Genomic DNA, 19,442 nt, shown 5'->3' on the forward strand with positions numbered 1-19,442 from the left:
CCAAAACCTCCCCTATCTCTGTAGGAGCGCACCCAGTGCGCGACCGCAGCGTGGCGATGTTCCTTTGCCTTCCAGTCGCGACCACCGTGAATCGAGGCAACCCTGCCAGCCCGCGGTCGCGCACAGGGTGCGCTCCTACAACGAACTGCAGCCATCAGCGTCGCGACGCGATGTGCCGCTCCGCGGCACGAGCCTTCAAACGACCCCTGTGTGGCGGTGAGGGGTGGACGATCAGGCCCCGCAGGGGTGCCCGACAGGACGTCGGGCACTTTTCGTCCGGGCAGGAGCCCGGTCGAAAAGCCCGGCCACCCCTCACGGACTGGCTGGGCGTAGCCCGGCCAGCGCCGCGCGGGGTGCCGTTCTCTTTGGTTACTTTTCTTTACTTCGGGCATCCTGCCCTCCGCCCTACGGGCCGGCTTCGCCGTTCGCACGCGCTCCTGCGCGTGCGTGAGCAAGCAAAGAAAAGTGACCCGGGCCGCGGCAGCGGCTCGGAAGCCCGCCGCAGGCGAGCCCGATCGCGGAACCCGGCAACGACCGCATCAGAAATCTTCATGCACCGAAACGACGAACATGCAGACCGGCGCGAAAGGCCGTCGCGCACAGGGTGCGCTCCTACAGAGGGGCGCGGGAGCAAGGGGCGAGTTGTGAGGCGGGGTTGGCCGCGCACCCCAGCCCTATCGCTCCACGGCGACTACCTTCGGGTTGCCCGGAGGGGAAGGAGAGCAGGCAGGCCCTGAAGCCCTCCAACAGCATCAAACCCCAGAAAACGCGATAATCCCCCGATGACTTCCCTGACTTTCGAACTCCAGGCCACCGACGGCGCGGCCCGTCGAGGCCGTCTCACGTTTGACCGCGGCACGGTGGAGACGCCTGCCTTCATGCCCGTGGGCACCTATGGCTCGGTGAAGGCGATGACCCCGCGGGACATCCGCGAGATCGGCGCCGAGATCATCCTGGGCAACACTTTCCACCTGTTCCTGCGGCCCGGCCTGGAGGTCGTGGAGCAGTTCGGCGGGCTGCACAAGTTCATCGGCTGGGACAAGCCCATCCTCACCGATTCCGGTGGTTTCCAGGTGTTCTCGCTGGCGCACAAGCGCAAGATCACGGAGGAGGGCGTGGCGTTTGCTTCGCCCGTCGATGGTTCGAAGGTGTTCCTGTCGCCGGAAGAGTCGATGCGCATCCAGAAGGTGCTCGACTCGGACATCGCGATGATCTTCGACGAATGCACGCCATATCCGGCCACCGAGAAGGTCGCCTCCACCTCGATGGAGTTGAGCCTTCGTTGGGCCGAGCGTTCGCGCCGTGCGTTCGATGACCTCAGGAACCCCAACGCGCTGTTCGGCATCGTGCAGGGCAGCGTGTACGAGAGCCTGCGCCGCCGCTCGGCGGAAGGCCTGGTCGACATCGGTTTCGATGGCTACGCCGTGGGCGGCCTTGCCGTAGGCGAGCCCGAAGCCGAGCGCAACCACACGCTGGACTTCACCGTGCCGCTGCTGCCGGCGGACAAGCCGCGTTACCTGATGGGCGTGGGGCGCCCGGAGGACATCGTGGAGGCGGTGCGTCGCGGCATCGACATGTTCGACTGCGTGATGCCCACCCGCAATGCGCGCAATGGCTTTTTGTTCACTGCCGAAGGCACGCTGCGCATCCGCAACGCGAAGTTCGCGCTCGATACCCGGGTGATCGAGGAAGGCTGTGACTGCTACGCCTGCAGCAACGGCTTCAGCCGCGCCTACCTTCGTCACCTGGATCGCTGCAACGAGATCCTCGGCAGCCAGCTCGCCACCATGCACAACCTGCGGCATTACCAGCGCCTGATGGCCGGCCTGCGCGAGGCCATCGCTGCGGGCAGGCTGGATGACTTCGTGGCGGAGTTCTATGCCCGCCGGGCGGGTGGTGTGGCGGCCTGAGGTCGGCCGGGCCAGTCTGCCGCGTCCTCCCTGCTCGTCATTCCGGCGCAGGCCGGAATCCAGCAGCCGGGTGGCCCGGTTATCGCGAGCCGCTATCCAGATAGGTTTTGGCGACAACCAACCCTGGCGGTCACTGGATTCCGGCCTGCGCCGGAATGACGGGTAGGGGGATCGAGGGAACCAACGCCCCCTCACCCCGGTCCCGCCCCTTGGAAACCGCCCATTCCGACGCCAGAACCTTCGGCGGGCGGGTCTTGTGACGCATGCAGGGCCCGGGGGCGCGTGGCATAATCCACGATCTTTTATCAGGTTCCAGCGGAAATCCCTGTTGGAACCATAACTTGCGAGACAAGCTGATGACTTTTCCGACGTCCTTCGTGATCGCCCAGGCCGCTCCGGCAGCCGGCGCACCGAACCCGATCATGACGTTCCTGCCGCTGATCCTGCTGTTCGTGGTCTTCTATTTCCTGATGATCCGCCCGCAGATGAAGCGCCAGAAGGAACACCGCAACATGGTCGCCGCGTTGTCCAAGGGCGACGAAGTGGTCACCAACGGCGGCATCGCCGGCAAGGTGGATGAAGTGGGTGAGAGCTTCATCACGGTCGAGATCGCACCGAACGTGAAGATCAAGCTGCAGAAGGGCGCCGTGCAGCAGGTACTGCCCAAGGGCACGCTGAAGTCGTCCTGAGGGCGGCTTGCCGGAGTGGAGGGGCTCCGGCTTCAACGACGCATTGCTTGCCGCGGCCTGCCTCGCGCCGCGGCTTTTGACGGATTCAAGGCATGAGTGATTTTCCACGCTGGAAATACGCGCTGGTCGCCATCGTACTGGTGCTCGGCATTGTCTATGCGCTGCCCAACGTGTTCCTGCCGGTGCCTGCCGTGCAGATCACGGCAAACCGCAACGGCACGGTCGACCAGGCGCTCGAGCAGAAGGTGTCCGATGCCCTGACGAAGGCGAACGTCGCCAATACCGGCATCGAGATCAAGGGCGACCATCTGGTGGCCAGTTTCGCCAACGCCGACGTGCAGAAGAGCGCGGCGGACGCGATCAAGGCGGTGCTGGGCGACGACTACACGGTCGCGTTCAACCTCAAGTCCACCGTGCCGGGCTGGCTCAATGCGATCGGCGCCAAGTCGATGCCGCTGGGCCTGGACCTCCAGGGCGGCGTGCACTTCCTGATGCAGGTCGACCAGAGCGACGTGGTCGACAAGCAGGAAACCCGCTATGCGGATGACATCCGCAGCCTGCTGCGCGAAAAGAACATCCGCTACGACTCGGTGACGCGCAACAGCCAGCGTGGCCAGGGCGTGCTGGTGGTGCTGAAGTCCAATGAGGACCGCGCGACCGCTGCCAACATCATCGCCACCGAGTATCCCGACCTCACCGTGCAGGAAGGCAACGCCACCGGCGACCGCTATCCGCTCAACGCCACCGTGCGTCCGGACAAGCTGCGCGAGCTGTCGCTCAATACCATCCGCCAGAACCTTGGCACGCTGCGCAACCGCATCAATGCGCTGGGCGTGTCCGAACCGATCATCCAGCAGCAGGGCGACAGCCGCATCGTGGTCGAGCTGGCCGGCGTGCAGGACACCGCCGAAGCCAAGAAGCTGATCGGCGCCACCGCCACGCTGGAATACCGCGCGGGCTACGGCACGCCGCAGCAGGCCATCGACGCGCAGCGCTCGGGCATCGTTCCGCCGGATGCGCGCCTGTACAAGGGCCGCGAAGGCCAGCCGTACCTGCTCAGCAAGAACATCATCGTCACCGGCGACCAGCTGGTGGATGCCTCGTCCACCTTCGACCAGCAGAGCGGTTCGCCTGCCGTGTCGGTCACGCTCAACTCGGCCGGCGCCAAGAAGATGCTGGACTTCACCACCGGCAACGTCGGCAAGCCGATGGGCGTGGTGTACGTCGAGCGCGTGGTCGAGACCAAGGTGGTCGACGGCAAGGAAGTGCGCACGCCCAAGATCACCGAAGAGGTGATCAACTACGCCACCATCAACGGCGTGTTCGGCAAGAACTTCCAGACCACCGGCCTGCGCAGCCCGAAGGAAGCCTCCGAGCTAGCCCTGCTGCTGAAGGGCGGTTCGCTGGCCGCGCCGATCGACATCGTCGAGGAGCGCGTGATCGGCCCCAGCCTCGGCCAGGACAACATCGCCAAGGGCCTGCGCGCCGTGACCCTGGGCCTCGCCCTGGTGCTGCTCGCCGCCGCCCTCTACTACAAGCTGTTCGGTCTCGTGGCCGACGTGGCGTTGTTCTTCAACCTGGTGATCCTGATCGCCGTGATGTCGGCGGTGGGCGTCACGCTCACCATGCCGGGCATCGCCGGTATCGTGCTTACGCTGGGCATGGCGATCGACGCGAACGTGCTGATCTGCGAACGCATACGCGAAGAGTTGCGCAACGGCTCGACGCCGCACGCGGCGATCCGCGCCGGTTACGACAAGGCGTGGGCCACCATTCTCGACGCCAACGTCACGCACCTGATCGCCGCACTGGCGCTGACCACGATGGGTTCCGGCTCGATCAAGGGCTTCGGCGTCACGCTGCTGATCGGCATCCTGACCTCGATGTTCACCTCGGTCACCGTGACCCACGCGATCACCGCGCTGATCCACGGTCATCGCAAGCTCAAGACGTTGTCGGTCTGAAGAGGAACAATCAATCATGGAAATCTTCAACCACAACGCAAACGTGAACTTCCTCGGCATGAGGAAGTTCAGTGTCGGCCTCGCCATCCTCTTGATGGTGGCCTCCGTCGCGCTCATCGCGGTGAAGGGCCTCAACTATGGCCTCGACTTCACCGGCGGCGTATCGCTGGTGATGGACTACGACCAGCCGGTGCAGGTCGGTGAAGTCCGCGACGCCCTCGAGAAGGGCGGCATGGAGCATGCCCTGGTGCAGAGCCTGGGCGGCACCAAGGAAATCTCCGTCCGCCTGCAGCCGAAGGACGACCCGAACTCGGGCGTGGCCAGCGGCGGCAAGGTCAACTTGGATAAGATCGCCGAGGACGTCACCAAGGTGCTGCAGGTGGCTCGCCCCGATGCCAAGCTCAAGAGCCGCGACTACGTGGGTTCCGCCGTGGGCGAGGAGCTGCGCAGCGACGGCATCGTGGCCGCCATCGTGGTGGTGCTGGGCATCGGCTTGTACCTGGGCATCCGCTTCGAATGGCGCTTCGCCGTCGCCGCCATCGTGACCGAGGCGCACGACGCACTGGTCACCGTGGGCATCTTCGCGCTGGTGCAGCGTGAGTTCGACCTGACGGTGCTGGCCTCGGTGCTGGCGGTGATCGGCTACTCGATCAACGACAAGGTGGTGGTGTTCGACCGCGTGCGCGAACTGTTCCGCCTGGCCCGCAAGGCCGAGCCGGAAGAGATCCTCAACCGCTCGATCAACAACACGCTGTCGCGAACCATCATCACCGCGCTGTTCACCGGCATCACCATGGCCGCGCTGTATTTCTTTGGTGGCCCGGCGGTGCACGGCTTCGCCATCACCATGCTGATCGGCATCCTGGTCGGCACGCTGTCTTCGATCTTCGTGGCCAGCCCGATCCTGCTGTGGCTCGGCGTGTCCAAGCAGGACCTGATGCCCAAGACCAAGGAGAACCCGGAGCTGGCGCGCCGGCCCTGAGGTTTCGCCCTTGGCAACATGCTGAGCAGAACGGCCCGGAAATCCCGGGCCGTTTTTTTTGCCGGTCGCTCGCTCCGCCGGCGCGTCTCAACGCCCTCGCAGCGTGACGTACAGCGAATCGATGGGCCTCGCCAGGGTGCCCCGCAGGACTCCGGTCGCGGGCTCAGGGGCGCTCGTACGAGCGGGTCTGGCGTCTGGAAATCCGACCAGGCCGATAGGATTTGCCTGACAAGCCGCATCGTAAGAAATTGACGATTATTCTTACGGAAAGTTGACAAATCGTAAGAAAACGCTCTACCTTCACGATTCCCTCATCCCGGCGACAGTCCTGAGTCAGCCCATCCAAGGCCTGGCGTAAGAAATCGTTCGCCGCACCGGAGGGAACGGGGGTGGTTCGGCAGGGGGAGCCTGTCAGATCCGCACTAGAAGACAGCTAACTCCGATCGTCCCAAGGACGAGCGGCAGGTTTCTTTTGCCCACGCATGGGCTGTTGGGGAGATCCAGATGAGTTTTAGTTCGTTGAACAGGGCCGTTCTGCTGCGTCGTTCGACGCTTGCCGCCGCGCTGACCATGAGCCTGGCGGGCGTGGCCTTCGCCCAGTCCACCACCGGTACCATCTTCGGCCAGGCGGAAGCCGGCGAGACGGTGACCGTTTCCGGCACCACCGGTGTCACCCGTTCGGCCACCGTGGACCAGTCGGGCCGCTACCGCATCAGCAACCTGCCGCTGGGTACCTATTCGGTCACGCTGCAGAAGGACGGCGCTACGGTCGACAGCCGCAAGGATGTCGCCATCACGGTGAACGCGGGTACCGAAGTATCGTTTGCCTCGGCCGCCAATGCGCAGGCACTTTCCTCGGTCACGGTGACGGCCAATGCGCTGCCGGCCATCGACGTGTCGTCGGTGGATTCGCGCACCGTAATCACCTCGCAGGACCTCGAGCGCCTGCCGCTCGGCCGCAGCGCCGAAGCGATCGCGCTGCTCGCTCCGGGCGTGGTGCAGGGCAGCAGCTATTTCAGCGGCCAGACGGCTGGCTCGTCGGTGGTGTCCTTCGGCGGCTCGTCGGTCAGCGAGAACGCCTACTACGTCAACGGCTACAACTCGAGTGACCCGCTGAAGAACCTGGGCGGCGTCGGCATGCCGTACGGCGCGATCGACCAGCAGGAAATCTACACCGGCGGCTACAGCGCCATGTACGGCCGTTCCGACGGCGGCGTGATCAGCCAGGTCGGCAAGCGCGGTACCAACGAATGGCACTTCGGTGGCCAGGTGCTGTGGGCGCCGAAGTTCCTCGCGGAAGATCCCAAGAGCATCTACTACCCGAACGAGCAGCTGCCGGCGGGCTACGGTTACACCAACAAGAACCTGCCGGGCACGCTGTACCGCTCGCGCAAGGACAACGTGAAGTGGAACCGCACCTATGACGCCTACGTCGGCGGCCCGCTGATCAAGGACAAGCTGTACTTCTTCGTGGCGGCGGAAGCCGAGCGCCAGGAAGGCAAGTCGACCTCCACGTCGTCGGCAGCCGTGCCCGCGAACACCTACTACAAGTACGACATTCCGAAGTACTACGCCAAGCTCGATTGGAACATCAACGACAGCAACATCCTCGAGCTGACGGGCATCTCCAGCAAGACCGAGTACAGCGGCGACCTCTACAAGTACGACTACAAGACCGGCGTCGAGGGCGGCTTTGCCGGCCATGACACGTCGACCAAGACCGGTTCGGACATCTATGTCGGCAAGTACACCAGCTACATCACCGACGACCTGACGTTCACCGCGACCTACGGCCAGAACCGCGCGATCGATTATTCGAACACGCCGGGCCTGACCACCACCCAGACCTACCTGAGTGGCGTGACCAACCAGGATCCGACCCTCACCGGCGGCACCCCGATCCGCAACTCGAACTCGGTGCTGTACGTGAAGGACCCGGGCGCGAAGAACAAGACCCATGGCCTGCGCCTCGACCTCGAGTACAAGCTGGGTGATCACCTGTTGTCCGGCGGTATCGACAACATGCACTACAAGGCGATCAACGAAGGCCAGCAGGTGAGCGGCCCGGGTTACGCCTGGATCTATTACAAGGCGGCTGCCGGCAAGGAAAACGTGCCGATCCAGCCTGCCTTTGGCGTCGGTGCGCCGGGCGGCCGCGGTTACTACGCCGCGCGCTACATCTTCCAGACCACCACCAGCATGGCGGTGGACCAGAAGGCCCAGTACCTGGAAGACACCTGGCAGATTAACGACCGCTGGATGGTCAAGCTGGGCCTGCGCAACGACCAGTTCACCAACTACAACAGCGCCGCGCAGAAGTACGTCGACCAGAAGGACCAGTGGGCGCCGCGTCTGGGCTTCAGCTGGGACGTGTTCGGCGACTCCACCTTCAAGGTGTTCGGCAACCTCGGCCGCTACTACCTCGCGCTGCCCAACAGCGTGGCGATCCGCGGCGCCTCGGCGTCGACCTTCACCTATGAGTACTTCACCTACAGCGGCATCGACGCGAACGGCGCACCGACCGGCCTGAAGGCCATGGGCCCGGGCCCGGTGTCGACCAACGGCGAGTACGGCGTTGCGCCGGATCCCAAGTCGGTCGCCGCGTCGAACCTGAAGTCGCAGTATCAGGACGAAGCCATCCTCGGCTTCAACAAGATGCTCGGCACGAACTGGGTGGCCGGCGCCAAGGTGACGCTGCGCAAGCTGCAGACCTCGATCGACGACGTGTGCGACCCGGATGCGCTTGAAGCAAAGGTGATCAAGAGCGGCATCGATCCGGACAGCGTCGTCATCCCCGACGGCTGCCTGATCTTCAACCCGGGCGAGAACAACACCTTCCTGCTGAAGAACGCCAACGGCAGCGGCTACTCCAAGGTCAGCATGTCGACCAGCGACTGGGGCTTCTCCACCGGCGCCAAGCGCAAGTACTACGCCCTGGACCTGTTCGTGGAGCATCCGTTCGACGGCACCTGGATGGGCCGCGTCGACTACACCTTCTCGCGCAGCTACGGCAACACGGAAGGCCAGGTGCTCTCCACCATCGGCCAGGACGACGTGTCCAAGACGCAGGACTGGGATACCCCGGCACTGATGGTCAACAGCAACGGCGTGCTCTCGAACGACCGCACCCACCAGCTGAAGGCGTACGGCTCGTACCAGATCTCGCCGGAATGGATGGTCTCCGGCGCGGTTCGCATCATGTCCGGCGCACCCAAGGCTTGCCTGGGCTATTACGGCACCAACGAAAGCGATCCGTCGGGCTACAAGTCCAAGTACCGCTGGTGCGCAGGCGAGCCGACCAACTTGGGTAGCAACGGCCGTCTGCCGTGGACCAAGTTCCTGGACCTGGGCGTGACCTACCGTCCGTCGTTCGCGGACCAGAAGCTGGCGTTCAACTTCAACGTGTTCAACGTGTTGAACGAGCGCAAGCCGACCGTGCTCGACGCAACCTACGAGTCGGGTCGTTACACCGTGTCGAACACCTACGGCGCCGCCCTGTACCAGACCACGCCGCGTTACGGTCGTTTCTCGGTCACGTACGACTTCTAAGCAAGCACTCGGGCTCACCCGGCCTGGCCACGCGGTTGCCTTGCGGCGCCGCGTGGTGGTCGAGACACAAGAAAGTCACAACGGAATCTTCTTCCCGGGCCGCCAGTGATCCTGGCGGCTTTTTTTCGTCTGTTGCCAGTACGGTTGCAAGATTGGGCTGCCCGCTCATGGATTGATATCACCCGGGAGTGGGCTAGAACTCCGTGCTGCTCAGTCACGGAAAATGTCGCCTGGTTAGTCAAATTTTTTACGGGCAACTACAAAAAACAAAGAAAAGGGCTTGCATCGCTGCAAGCCCTTTTTTCTGGGAGAGGGTGGGATTTGGACCTGCATACGTTTACGCGTACGCCCCGGTTTCAATTAGGCGAACTAGAACCGTATCGTGTTGAACGCTGCGGGAGTCTTAACCCTGCTCCGTATCGAGTTTCTCAAAGGCCACTGCCAGGTTCATAGATCCAACCTGTTCCCGGAATCTGCTGCGGCCCCGTGGTCGGGCAACGGCTGAAGTCACACGCCTGTTCGATGGATATATTCGGCGGCAACACGTAGTTAAGGACGGGACCGTAGACATCGTTCTCGGTGGGAAATCCTGAGGGACATGAATACTGCAGGACTGCCTTGTACTGCGATGAAACGTTACCAGCATGCACGATGTTCCCGAGGCAGTAGGAAATCTGCTGACCTACCGGAATTCCGTTTATGTCGTAGAAAATAACCGAGCCTGCGTACTTCGGTGCCGCATGCGCTTGAAATGCGCCAGCGGACATGACTAGGGCTCCAACGAACAGCGCTGACATCTTCCGATTCATTACTGCTTTCTCCCTTGTTGAACCAAAGGTGAAGCTAGGGGCCGAACAGAAGGAAGACTGAGAAGTGCATCGCAAATAATTGCAGTTCGTAGGCTTCGCGAAAGGTAGTGCCGACGGAGGCGTTAGTTCTTCCGAACCGATGCCCACACTTCAATGCCGTGGCGCCGCATGGGTAATCGCCAGAAGGGGGAGCTCGTTTTCTTCCCTGTAAATAATCAGTTACGGCGACAACGGTCGCGCGTGAAGGTGCTGACCCGGGAAAGAAGACGTTAATTTACGCTTACGGGAAGTTGACATTCCGTAAGAAAACACTCTACCTTCACCAGCAAGCCCTATCGACGACAGCTTGTAGACAGGTTCAGCGACGAGTCGCAAGCACCTACGTGTCGCGTCAGGGGGGAGGGTGGTTTCTGCAGGGGGAGCCTGACAGGACCGCACCACACGGCAACTTGAACCGATCGTCCTCTGGACGACCGGCAGGCTTCTTTTTGCCCTTTTTTCGGGGCTGTTACGGGGAGATCCATTAGATGAGCTTTCGTATGTTGAATCGGGCGGTGATGCTGCGTCGGACGACGCTGGCTGCCGCGATGACCATGGGCCTGGCCGGCGTGGCTTTCGCCCAGTCCACCACCGGCACCATCTTCGGCCAGGCGGAAGCCGGCGAAACGGTCACCGTCACCAGTTCCACCGGCATCAGCCGTTCGGCGACCGTGGATACCTCGGGCCGCTATCGCATCAGCAACCTGCCGCTGGGCACCTATTCGGTGGTCTTGCAGAAGGACGGCGCCACCGTCGACAGCCGCAAGGATGTCGCCATCACGGTGAACGCGGGTACGGAAGTGACCTTTGCGGCGGCCGCCAACGCGCAGGCGCTGGCTTCGGTGACGGTGACCGCCAATGCGCTGCCGGCCATCGACGTGTCGTCGGTGGATTCGCGCACGGTGATCACCTCGCAGGATCTCGAGCGTTTGCCGCTCGGCCGTAGCGCCGAAGCCATTGCCTTGCTGGCGCCGGGCGTGGTGCAGGGTAGCGGCTACTTCGCCGGCCAGAAGGCGGGTTCGCCGGTGGTGTCGTTCGGCGGCTCCTCGGTGAGCGAGAACGCGTACTACATCAATGGCTACAACACGACCGATCCACTGAGCAACCTCGGCGGCATTGGCCTGCCTTATGGCGCCATCGACCAGCAGGAAATCTACACGGGCGGCTACAGCGCCATGTACGGCCGTTCCGATGGCGGCGTGATCAGTCAGGTGGGCAAGCGCGGCACCAACGAATGGCACTTCGGTGGCCAGATCATGTGGTCGCCCAAGTTCCTGGCAGAGGACCCGAAGGACGCGCTGTTCCCGAACCAGGCTCTGCCGAATGGCGATGAGTACACCGACAGCTCGCTGCCGGGCACCAAGTACCGCAGCCGCAAGGGCAATACGAAGTGGAACACCACGTACGACTTATACGTGGGCGGTCCGCTGATCAAGGACAAGCTGTTCTTCTTCGTGGCAGCGGAAGCCGAGAAGGAGCAGGGTACGTCGACCTCTTCGGCGACCTCCGCGCAGCCGGCCAACACGAATTACAAGTACAGCGTGCCGAAGTACTACGTAAAGCTGGACTGGAACATCAACGACAGCAACATCCTCGAGCTGACCGGCATCTCCAACAAGACGGAGTACAGCGGCGTCAAGTACGCGTACGACTACGAGACCGGCAAGACCGGCGAGTTCATCGGCAACGACACGTCGACGAAGACGGGTTCGGATATCTGGGTCGGCAAGTACACCAGCTATATCACCGACAACCTGACGTTCTCCGCGACTTACGGCCAGAACCGCGCGATCGACTACTCCAATGTCCCAGGTATCGATCCCAGCCTGGTATACCTGAGCAGTCCGACCAATCAGGATCCGGCCATCACCGGCGGCAACCCGATCTATAACGGCAACACCATCCTCTATGTGAAGGACCCGAACGCGCACAACAAGACCCATGGTCTGCGTCTCGACCTGGAGTACAAGCTCGGCGACCACACGCTGGCGGCCGGTATCGACAACATGCACTACACCGCGACCGACGAAGGTCAGCAGGTGAGCGGCCCGGCCTATGCGTGGCTCTACGGCCACACCTCCCGTCCGAACAATCCGCTGTCGGCGGGTCAGGGTGTTGGCGCGCCGGGCGGTGACGGTTACTACGTCCGCAAGTACGTCTTCACCACCACCACCAGCATGTCGGTGGACCAGAAGGCCCAGTACCTGGAAGACCGCTGGCAGATCAACGACAAGTTTCTGTTGAATCTGGGTATCCGCAACGACCAGTTCACCAACTACAACAGCGCGGGCAAAGCGTACGTCGACAACAATAACCAGTGGGCGCCGCGCCTGGGCTTCAGCTGGGATGTGTTCGGCGACTCCAGCTTCAAGGTATTCGGCAATCTCGGCCGTTACTATCTGGCTCTGCCCAACAGCGTAGCGATCCGTGGCGCTTCGGCATCCACGTTCACCTATGAGTACTTCACCTATTCGGGTATCGACGCCAACGGCAACCCGACCGGCTTGACGCCGCTTGGCCCAGGCCCGGTGTCGACCAACGGCGAGTATGGCCAGGCGCCTGATGCCAAGACGGTGACCGCCAGCAACCTCAAGTCGCAGTACCAGGACGAAGCCATCCTCGGCTTCAGCAAGATGCTGGGCACCGATTGGGTATTTGGCGCCAAGGGCACGGTGCGCAAGCTGCAGACGGCCATTGACGACGTTTGCGACATGGACCCTCTGATCAACAAGGCGGTTGCACAGGGTATTGACCCGGATTCCGTAAACCTGCCGAACGGCTGCCTGATCTTCAATCCGGGCGAGAACAACTCGTTCCTGCTGGCCAAGGTGGATGGCTCGGGCTACGAGAAGGTGAACATGTCGACGAAGGACTGGGGCTTCTCCACCGGCGCCAAGCGCAAGTACTACGCCCTGGACCTGTTCCTGGAGCATCCGTTCGATGGCAAGTGGCAGGCACGCGTGGACTACACGTTCTCGCGCAGCTACGGCAACACGGAAGGCCAGGTGCTTTCCACGATCGGCCAGGACGACATCTCCAAGACGCAGGACTGGGATTCGGCTCCGCTCATGGTCAACAGCAACGGCGTGCTTTCGAACGACCGCACGCACCAGCTGAAGGCTTACGGCAGCTACATGGTGTCGCCGGAATGGATGGTATCGGGCGCCCTGCGCGTGATGTCGGGCGCGCCGAAGGCCTGCCTGGGCTACTACGGTCCGGATGAAACCGATCCCACCACCGGTTATGGCTCGGCCTATCGCTGGTGCGGCGGCAAGCCGTCCACTCTGGGTACGATCGGTCACCTGCCGTGGCAGAAGATCGTTGACCTGGGCGTGACTTACCGTCCGGCGTTCGCCGACAACAAGCTCGCCTTCAGCCTCAATGTCTTCAACGTGTTCAACGAGCGCAAGCCGACCGTGCTGGAAGCGACGTACGAGGATTCCCCGTTCACCGTCTCCAACGCCTACGGCACGACGCAGTACCAGACCACGCCGCGCTACGCCCGTTTCGCGGTCTCGTACGACTTCTAAGCCAGTCCCGCCGGCCGCAAGGCCGGCTCGCCACACGATGCCACCTCCCTCCCGGCATCGTGTGGCGACCTCATCGCAAAGAAAGATGCACAGCGCTTTGCAGCCGCCGGCTTATCCCGGCGGTTTTTTTTATGCAGTGCGAACGCCCCGTGGCGGCCGCGCTTATGTCGCGACGGTATTGGCGGACAATGCTGGTGGGGTCTCTGCCTCAGGTCGTACACCCCAAGCCCGGGCGACGGTGAGCGCGGTCCTTGTCCGCCGCGAGCACGGGGCATCCCGCCGCGCCGTGTTTGCGCGCGAAAGCGTGCCTATCTTGGCTCTGGCGCCGTCATTGGCAACGGTCGACGAAAAGCGTTCCCACCTCTGCTGGATAGGCAGCCATCGATCGACGCCGGTCTGCCAACAGTGCACTTCACCTTGACCGTGGTGACGCCGCCGCAACGTAATGGCTCAGGGTGAAGCGGGGCGCACCTGTGCAGCGTCCTCGGGAGCCGCGTTGTGGCTGGCTTCGATGGTGGGCGTTGCCATGGCCGCCGGCGCGATGGGCGCGACGTCGGGCAGCAGGGCGTTTGTCGCCTTCGCGTCGACGGGGCCGGCGTCCTGCGACAGCGAGCTCGCTTCGGCCTGCTTGTTCATCACGATGATGCTGATGCGGCGGTTGATCGGATCACCCGGATTGGCGCGGTCGAAGGGCACCGACGCTGCCAGTCCCACCACGCGCGCGATCTTGTCTTCGCTCATGCCACCGGTGAGCAAAGCGCGCCGCGCCGCGTTGGCGCGATCGGCCGAAAGCTCCCAGTTGCCGTAGTGATGATCGCTGCTGTACTGCGCATCGTCGGTATGGCCCGAGATGCTGATGCGGTTGGGTACGCGATTGATGAAGCCGGCCAGTTCCTGCAGGATCGTCGTGGTATACGGCCTCAGCTGCGCACTGCCCAGGTCGAACATCGGGCGGTTCTGCTTGTCCACGATCTGGATGCGCAGCCCCTCGGGCGTGATGTCCAGCAAGAGCTGGTCCTTGAACGGCTCGAGCGCCTGGCTGCTCTGGATGGCGGCCTGCAATTGCTGCATCAGTTCTTCCAGCCGGGCGCGTTCCTGCTTGCGCGCTTCCTTCTCGATCTCCTTCGGATCGACGCTGGCCGCGGCGGCGTTCTGTTTGTCGTGGCCGGGGCCGTGCGGCAGATCCATCGCGCCGCCGAGCTTGATCATGCTGTTGCTGGCGCCGCCCGGACCGGTCTGGCCGGAAGGCGCCATGGTGCTCGTTCCCTGCGTCATGCTGGGATTCTTGAAGTATTCGGAAATGGCCGCGCGTTGCTGCCGCGTGCCGGCGCCGATCAGCCACATCACCAGGAAGAAGGCCATCATCGCCGTTACGAAGTCGGCATAGGCCACTTTCCACGCGCCGCCGTGATGGCCATGCCCGCGCCGCTTTACGCGGCGCACGATGATGGGCGTCAAGTCGCCTTGATCGCTCATGCCGTCGCCTTGCGTGGCGACGCCTTGAGATGGTCTTCCAGGTCCTGGAAGCCGGGGCGGGTATGGGTGGAAAGCGACTTGCGGGCGAATTCCACGGCGACCTTGGGGTTATAGCCGCGAAGGTTGGCGAGCAGGGCGATCTTCACGCACTCGAATGCGCGGCCATCTTCCTGCACGCGGTTTTCCATCGCCGCGCCCAGTGGGCCGACGAAGCCATAGCACAGCAGGATGCCGAGGAAGGTGCCGACCAGTGCGCCCGCGATGTGCATGCCGATGCGCGAGGTGTCGTCGCCGAGCTGAGACATGGTGGTGACGATGCCGAGCACGGCTGCCACGATGCCGAAGCCCGGCAGCGCATCGGCCATCTTGGTCACCGCCATCGCAGGCGCCATGGCTTCGTGGTGATGCGTTTCCAGCTCCACTTCCAGCAGCTGCTCGAGCTCGTGCGGATTCATGCTGCCACCGACGATCAGGCGCAGGCAGTCGGTGGTGAATTCGATCAGGTGATGCTCGCGCAACAGGCGCGGGTAGGCGGAGAACAGCGAACTCGATTGCGGGTCTTCGATGTGTTCTTCGATGCCGAGCAGGCCTTCCTTGCGCATGAGGCTGAACAGGTCGTAGAGCATCGACAGCAGGTCGATGTAATCCTGCTTCGAATACTTGGGCCCCTTCAGCAGGCCCATCGCATCGCGCAGCGCCGCTTTCACCACCTTGGCCGGGTTCGCCGAGACGAAGGCGCCCACCGCGCCGCCGCCGATGATCAGCAATTCATAGGGTTGCCACAGCGCGAGAATCTGGCCATGCGACAACACGAAACCACCGAGCACGCACGCAAGGACCACGAAGGCGCCGACGAGGACCAACATATTCGCTCCGGAATACGGAGCCCATTACTCCGTGCCCAGGGCTTATCGGCGCCTGCGCGGGAAAGTTGAGAAAACGTTTGGGTGGCCTGAAAACGCGCGTTTCCCGCCATCACGATGTTGCGGCATGGCTTCGTAAGGTTCGGGCAAGAAGGCAGTGTGGAGTTTGAAATGGCCGATGACGTCGTCATCAACCACGCGCGCCTTACAACGCCTGCACTCATCCGCGCTTCTGGATAGGCTGCCGCGAAAGTCAGGCCGTCGACGCGCTTTCCTGGGCCACGTCGTCCGGCAATGGCGGTTCTGCGTGTGCCGACGACGGTTGCATGACGTGATGCCCCAGCGCATGCAGGTCGAGCTGGTCCACCGGGATCGGCTCGTAGTTCGGGCTGAAGGCCACCTCGCCGAATTTCCATCCCGCCGGGCGCCGCACCGCGCCCAGGAAGCGTTTGCATGCGTTCCAGTGCAGCCCGATCAGGCCGTGGTTGTTGTCGTCGTCCACCATCGGATCACCTACGCCGGTGGGGCGCAGCGGTTCGCCGTAGAGTGCCGTGCCGAACAGCACGTCCCAGATCGAGAACACCTGGCCGAAGTTGCAGTTGTGCAGGTTGGGCCGCGTCGGATCGACCAGCATGTGGTGAAGCCGGTGGAACTTCGGCGCGACGAACAGGCGATTGAATACCGGCCCAAAGCCGATGCGCACATTCGCGTGGGAGAAGTTCTGCACCAGTTCGCCGACCAGCACGAGCCAGGCGAACTGGTCGGGCTCCACGCCCATCACGATGCCGACCGTCGCGAGAATCATCGACTGGATGAAACCGTCGATGAGGCTGCCGCGATCGTTCGTCCAGCAGCTCATCTGGCGCGTGCTGTGATGCATGCTGTGCAGCGCCCACCACCACGGCAGTGCGTGCTGCAGGCGATGCATCCAGTAGTAGGTGAAGTCATAGACGATGTAGTAGCAGCCGAACAGCAGCCACGGATGCTCTTTCAGCGCGGGAAACCAGTGAGTGATCGCCAGCGGCGATGCGCTTGCGTCGCTGGGGCCGGTATCGGGGCCGCCGAAATAATTGGCGATCGGCGTCAGCACCAGGTAGCTGAAGATCGGGAAGATGCCGACTAGCATCAACAGCGTGTACTGGAAATCGACTTTCGTCAGCTTGCGATCGGTCCACTTCTCCGCCGGCACAATGCTTTCCAGCGGCCGGAAGATGAAGCCGATGATGCACAGTTGCAGCGTGGCGATGAGCAGCGATTCGGCGATGTCGTTGGGGTCGCCCGCGAGGCCCTGCAAGTGCAGGAACTGCAGCACCGGCTGCACGCCATGGCTGCTGAACCAGTTGACCAGGTGGGACCACAGTTCGGACATCGTCGATACCTTGCGGGGAAAACGGACGGTCCTGCAAGGAGGCAGGTCGGACAAGCGCGCCACGCTGGCGCCCTCAGACTACAGAACCGGGCGGTTTAGGATACCTCCGTGTGCGGCAAAGCCTCAAACCGGCAGGATTTTGCGGCGCATGGTCTGGGCGAGGCACAGCCGCGGGCTTGCAAGCCTCATCTGTGGGAGCGCACCCTGTGCGCGACAGCCTGACGGAGCGTCGAGCCGGCAATTCTGCGGTCGCGCACAGGGTGCGCTCCCACCGTTGTCATGTCTTGGCGAGGAGCTTTTCGTCGAGCTCGGCGAGCCTTTGGGGTGTACCCACATCGGCCCAGGCACCACGATGGTGGCTGCCATGCAGCTTTCCCTGCGACATCGCGCGTTCCAGCAGTGGCCTGAGCTTGAAGCGTGGCGGTTTTTCCCGCGCGCCGGCATCGTCGACCACATCGCGCCAGCCATCCAGCAGTTCGCGACGGAACACGCCGATCCCGCTGTAGGTGAGGCGAGGCAACGTATCGCCATCGTGCAGTACACCCTGCGCGTCCAGGGAGAAATCGCCGCCGGGGTGATGCGCGGGATTGTCGACCATCAGCAGATGCCCGATGCCCGCGGGCGCCGCGGGCAGGGCGGCGAAATCCGCATCGGTCCATACATCGCCGCTGATGACCAGGAACGGTTCGGGTCCGAGCAGACCCAGCGCATTGAGCATGCCGCCGCCGGTTTCCAGCGGGGTGGGGCCTTCGTACGCATAACGAAGGCGCAACCCCCAGCGCGATCCATCACCGAGCGCGTCGGGAAACTGGTCGGCGAGATGCGAGGTGTTGATCACCACGTAGCGCACGTCGATGGCCGCGAGCTTTTCCAGATGCCATTCGATCAGCGGCTTGGCGCCGACCTTCAACAAAGGCTTCGGCGTGTGGTTGGTGAGCGGGCGCATGCGCTCGCCCAGGCCGGCGGCGAAGATCAGCGCGTGCCTCATGCCGCGGCCACCTGCGTAAGGTCGCGGCCTTCCGCGTGACGCTCCAGCAAGGCGACGAAGTCGGCGAGTTCCGGATAGCGGCGCGCCACCGACACCACGTAGTGATAGACGGTGGGCACGTTCGCGAGATAAGCGGGTTTTCCGTCGCGATACCACAGGCGATAGAACTGGCCGAGCACGCGCACGTGGCGGTGCATGCCGGTGAGATCCACCCAGCGCAGGAAGCGCTCGGGCGTCACCTTGCCGTCGATCACGCCCGCGCCGAGCAGGCGCTGGCGATACGACTCGATCCAGCCTTCCACGCGCTCGCGCGGCCACACGATGTAGGCGTCGCGCAAGAGCGAGGCGAGGTCGTAGGCGATGGGGCCGGCGAGCGCGCCCTGGAAATCGATGACGCCGGGATTGTTGCTGTCGACGACGAGCAGGTTGCGGCTGTGGTAGTCGCGATGCACGAAGCAGCGTGGCTGCTCCTGCGCGTTGCGGATGATCACGTCGAATGCGGCTTCCAGCACGTCCCACTCGCCGCAACTCGGCGTGTGGCCGAGGTGGCGGCCGAGGAACCATTCCGGCATCACTTCCAGCCCGGCTACCAGCACCTGGTGACTGAACGGCGGCAGGTTGTCATGGCTCATGCGCGTCTGCATGAGCAGCAGGGCATCCATGGCGTCGCCGTAGAGCGCATCGGCCGTTTGTTCGTTGAGCTCGGACAGGTAAAGGCGATTGCCGAAGTCCTCGATCAGCAGGAAGCCTTGCTCCAGATCCTTCGCGTGCACCGCGGGCACGTGCACACCCGCTGCCGCCAGGCGCCCGCCGATGTCCAGCCAGGGGTGTGGATCTTCCTTGTCCGGCGGCGAATCCATCACGATCCAGCTGCGGCCGTTGTGGCGCGTACGCCAATAGCTGCGAAAGCTGGCGTCGGACGAGGCAGATTCGAGGGTGAGCGTGGCGTCGCCGAGGGCAGTGCGGGTCCAGGCCAGGCGGGCGGCGGCGCGGTCGAGGGCGTTGGTCATGGCGTGCTGCGTGAGGTGATGCACGCAGCTTAGCGGGTGAGGCCCTTCAACTGTAGGAGCGCACCCAGTGCGCGACCGCGGCACCGAGGCCTTGCGGTCGCGCACTGGGTGCGCTCCTACAAAGGAGGTGGTTGTCGCAAGCCTGGCCCCTCACCCCGGCCCTCTCCTCGCTCCTCAAAGCCGCGGCCATCCATGGCCGCTCCCCGCGTGCCCCGGAGGGGAGAGGGAGCAACATGGTTCTTTTGCAGCATGTGGAACGGCTGC

12 protein-coding genes are annotated in these 19,442 nt (G+C 63.4%); 6 read left to right on the forward strand and 6 right to left on the reverse strand.

Annotated elements, in window-relative coordinates:
• The first annotated feature begins 782 nt into the window (after positions 1-782).
• The 5 genes from tgt to JMF82_RS06355 all read left to right on the forward strand — a co-directional run bounded on the left by tgt (position 783) and on the right by JMF82_RS06355 (position 9,094).
• Positions 783-1,910 (forward strand): tRNA guanosine(34) transglycosylase Tgt, encoded by a 1,128-nt coding sequence (gene tgt, locus JMF82_RS06335; RefSeq protein ID WP_201313687.1) that lies wholly within the window; start codon positions 783-785, stop codon positions 1,908-1,910.
• Between the two features lie 422 nt (positions 1,911-2,332).
• A complete protein-coding gene (yajC, locus tag JMF82_RS06340) occupies positions 2,333-2,599 on the forward strand; it encodes a preprotein translocase subunit YajC (RefSeq protein ID WP_236585331.1) in 267 nt (88 codons plus the stop codon).
• Positions 2,600-2,691: 92 nt separating this feature from the next.
• A complete protein-coding gene (secD, locus tag JMF82_RS06345) occupies positions 2,692-4,563 on the forward strand; it encodes a protein translocase subunit SecD (protein WP_201313688.1) in 1,872 nt (623 codons plus the stop codon).
• Positions 4,564-4,579: 16 nt separating this feature from the next.
• On the forward strand, positions 4,580-5,545 hold the full coding sequence (gene secF / locus JMF82_RS06350; protein ID WP_201313689.1) for a protein translocase subunit SecF: 966 nt from the start codon (positions 4,580-4,582) through the stop codon (positions 5,543-5,545).
• 504 nt (positions 5,546-6,049) lie between these two features.
• Complete coding sequence (locus tag JMF82_RS06355; RefSeq protein WP_236585323.1) at positions 6,050-9,094, forward strand: TonB-dependent receptor; 3,045 nt, start codon at positions 6,050-6,052, stop codon at positions 9,092-9,094.
• 428 nt (positions 9,095-9,522) lie between these two features.
• Here the strand turns inward: JMF82_RS06355 and JMF82_RS06360 are convergent, their stop codons facing one another.
• Positions 9,523-9,891, reverse strand: a complete 369-nt coding sequence (locus tag JMF82_RS06360) for a hypothetical protein (RefSeq protein ID WP_201313690.1) — start codon at positions 9,889-9,891, stop codon at positions 9,523-9,525.
• 551 nt (positions 9,892-10,442) lie between these two features.
• Between JMF82_RS06360 and JMF82_RS06365 the strand changes: the two genes are divergently transcribed.
• On the forward strand, positions 10,443-13,472 hold the full coding sequence (locus tag JMF82_RS06365; protein WP_201313741.1) for a TonB-dependent receptor: 3,030 nt from the start codon (positions 10,443-10,445) through the stop codon (positions 13,470-13,472).
• Between the two features lie 450 nt (positions 13,473-13,922).
• Here the strand turns inward: JMF82_RS06365 and motB are convergent, their stop codons facing one another.
• The 5 genes from motB to JMF82_RS06390 all read right to left on the reverse strand — a co-directional run bounded on the left by motB (position 13,923) and on the right by JMF82_RS06390 (position 19,178).
• Positions 13,923-14,948, reverse strand: a complete 1,026-nt coding sequence (gene motB / locus JMF82_RS06370; protein ID WP_201313691.1) for a flagellar motor protein MotB — start codon at positions 14,946-14,948, stop codon at positions 13,923-13,925.
• Positions 14,945-15,814, reverse strand: a complete 870-nt coding sequence (gene motA, locus JMF82_RS06375; protein ID WP_201313692.1) for a flagellar motor stator protein MotA — start codon at positions 15,812-15,814, stop codon at positions 14,945-14,947. The genes motB and motA overlap by 4 nt, the downstream gene beginning before the upstream one ends.
• A gap of 250 nt (positions 15,815-16,064) precedes the next feature.
• The gene (locus JMF82_RS06380; RefSeq protein ID WP_201313693.1) at positions 16,065-17,180 is read right to left on the reverse strand and encodes a sterol desaturase family protein; all 1,116 of its coding nucleotides are present in this window, start codon (positions 17,178-17,180) and stop codon (positions 16,065-16,067) included.
• Between the two features lie 277 nt (positions 17,181-17,457).
• Positions 17,458-18,168: an N-acetylmuramate alpha-1-phosphate uridylyltransferase MurU gene (murU, locus tag JMF82_RS06385; protein WP_201313694.1), complete on the reverse strand. Its 711-nt coding sequence runs from the start codon at positions 18,166-18,168 to the stop codon at positions 17,458-17,460.
• Entirely contained in the window at positions 18,165-19,178 is a 1,014-nt protein-coding gene (locus JMF82_RS06390) for a phosphotransferase (RefSeq protein ID WP_201313695.1), read from the reverse strand. Before JMF82_RS06390 ends, murU begins: the two co-directional genes overlap by 4 nt.
• Positions 19,179-19,442 lie beyond the last annotated feature (264 nt).

Source organism: Dyella sp. EPa41 (genome assembly GCF_016586165.1).
Lineage (GTDB): Bacteria > Pseudomonadota > Gammaproteobacteria > Xanthomonadales > Rhodanobacteraceae > Dyella.

Excerpts from the sequence above, each read along its gene's own strand:
- motB (WP_201313691.1), bottom strand. The coding sequence starts at position 14,948 with ATGAGCGATCAAGGCGACTTGACGCCCATCATCGTGCGCCGCGTAAAG.
- motA (WP_201313692.1), bottom strand. The coding sequence starts at position 15,814 with ATGTTGGTCCTCGTCGGCGCCTTCGTGGTCCTTGCGTGCGTGCTCGGT.
- secF (WP_201313689.1), top strand. The coding sequence starts at position 4,580 with ATGGAAATCTTCAACCACAACGCAAACGTGAACTTCCTCGGCATGAGG.
- tgt (WP_201313687.1), top strand. The coding sequence starts at position 783 with ATGACTTCCCTGACTTTCGAACTCCAGGCCACCGACGGCGCGGCCCGT.
- yajC (WP_236585331.1), top strand. The coding sequence starts at position 2,333 with ATGACGTTCCTGCCGCTGATCCTGCTGTTCGTGGTCTTCTATTTCCTG.
- JMF82_RS06380 (WP_201313693.1), bottom strand. The coding sequence starts at position 17,180 with ATGTCCGAACTGTGGTCCCACCTGGTCAACTGGTTCAGCAGCCATGGC.
- JMF82_RS06360 (WP_201313690.1), bottom strand. The coding sequence starts at position 9,891 with ATGTCAGCGCTGTTCGTTGGAGCCCTAGTCATGTCCGCTGGCGCATTT.
- secD (WP_201313688.1), top strand. The coding sequence starts at position 2,692 with ATGAGTGATTTTCCACGCTGGAAATACGCGCTGGTCGCCATCGTACTG.
- JMF82_RS06355 (WP_236585323.1), top strand. The coding sequence starts at position 6,050 with ATGAGTTTTAGTTCGTTGAACAGGGCCGTTCTGCTGCGTCGTTCGACG.
- JMF82_RS06365 (WP_201313741.1), top strand. The coding sequence starts at position 10,443 with ATGTTGAATCGGGCGGTGATGCTGCGTCGGACGACGCTGGCTGCCGCG.
- murU (WP_201313694.1), bottom strand. The coding sequence starts at position 18,168 with ATGAGGCACGCGCTGATCTTCGCCGCCGGCCTGGGCGAGCGCATGCGC.
- JMF82_RS06390 (WP_201313695.1), bottom strand. The coding sequence starts at position 19,178 with ATGACCAACGCCCTCGACCGCGCCGCCGCCCGCCTGGCCTGGACCCGC.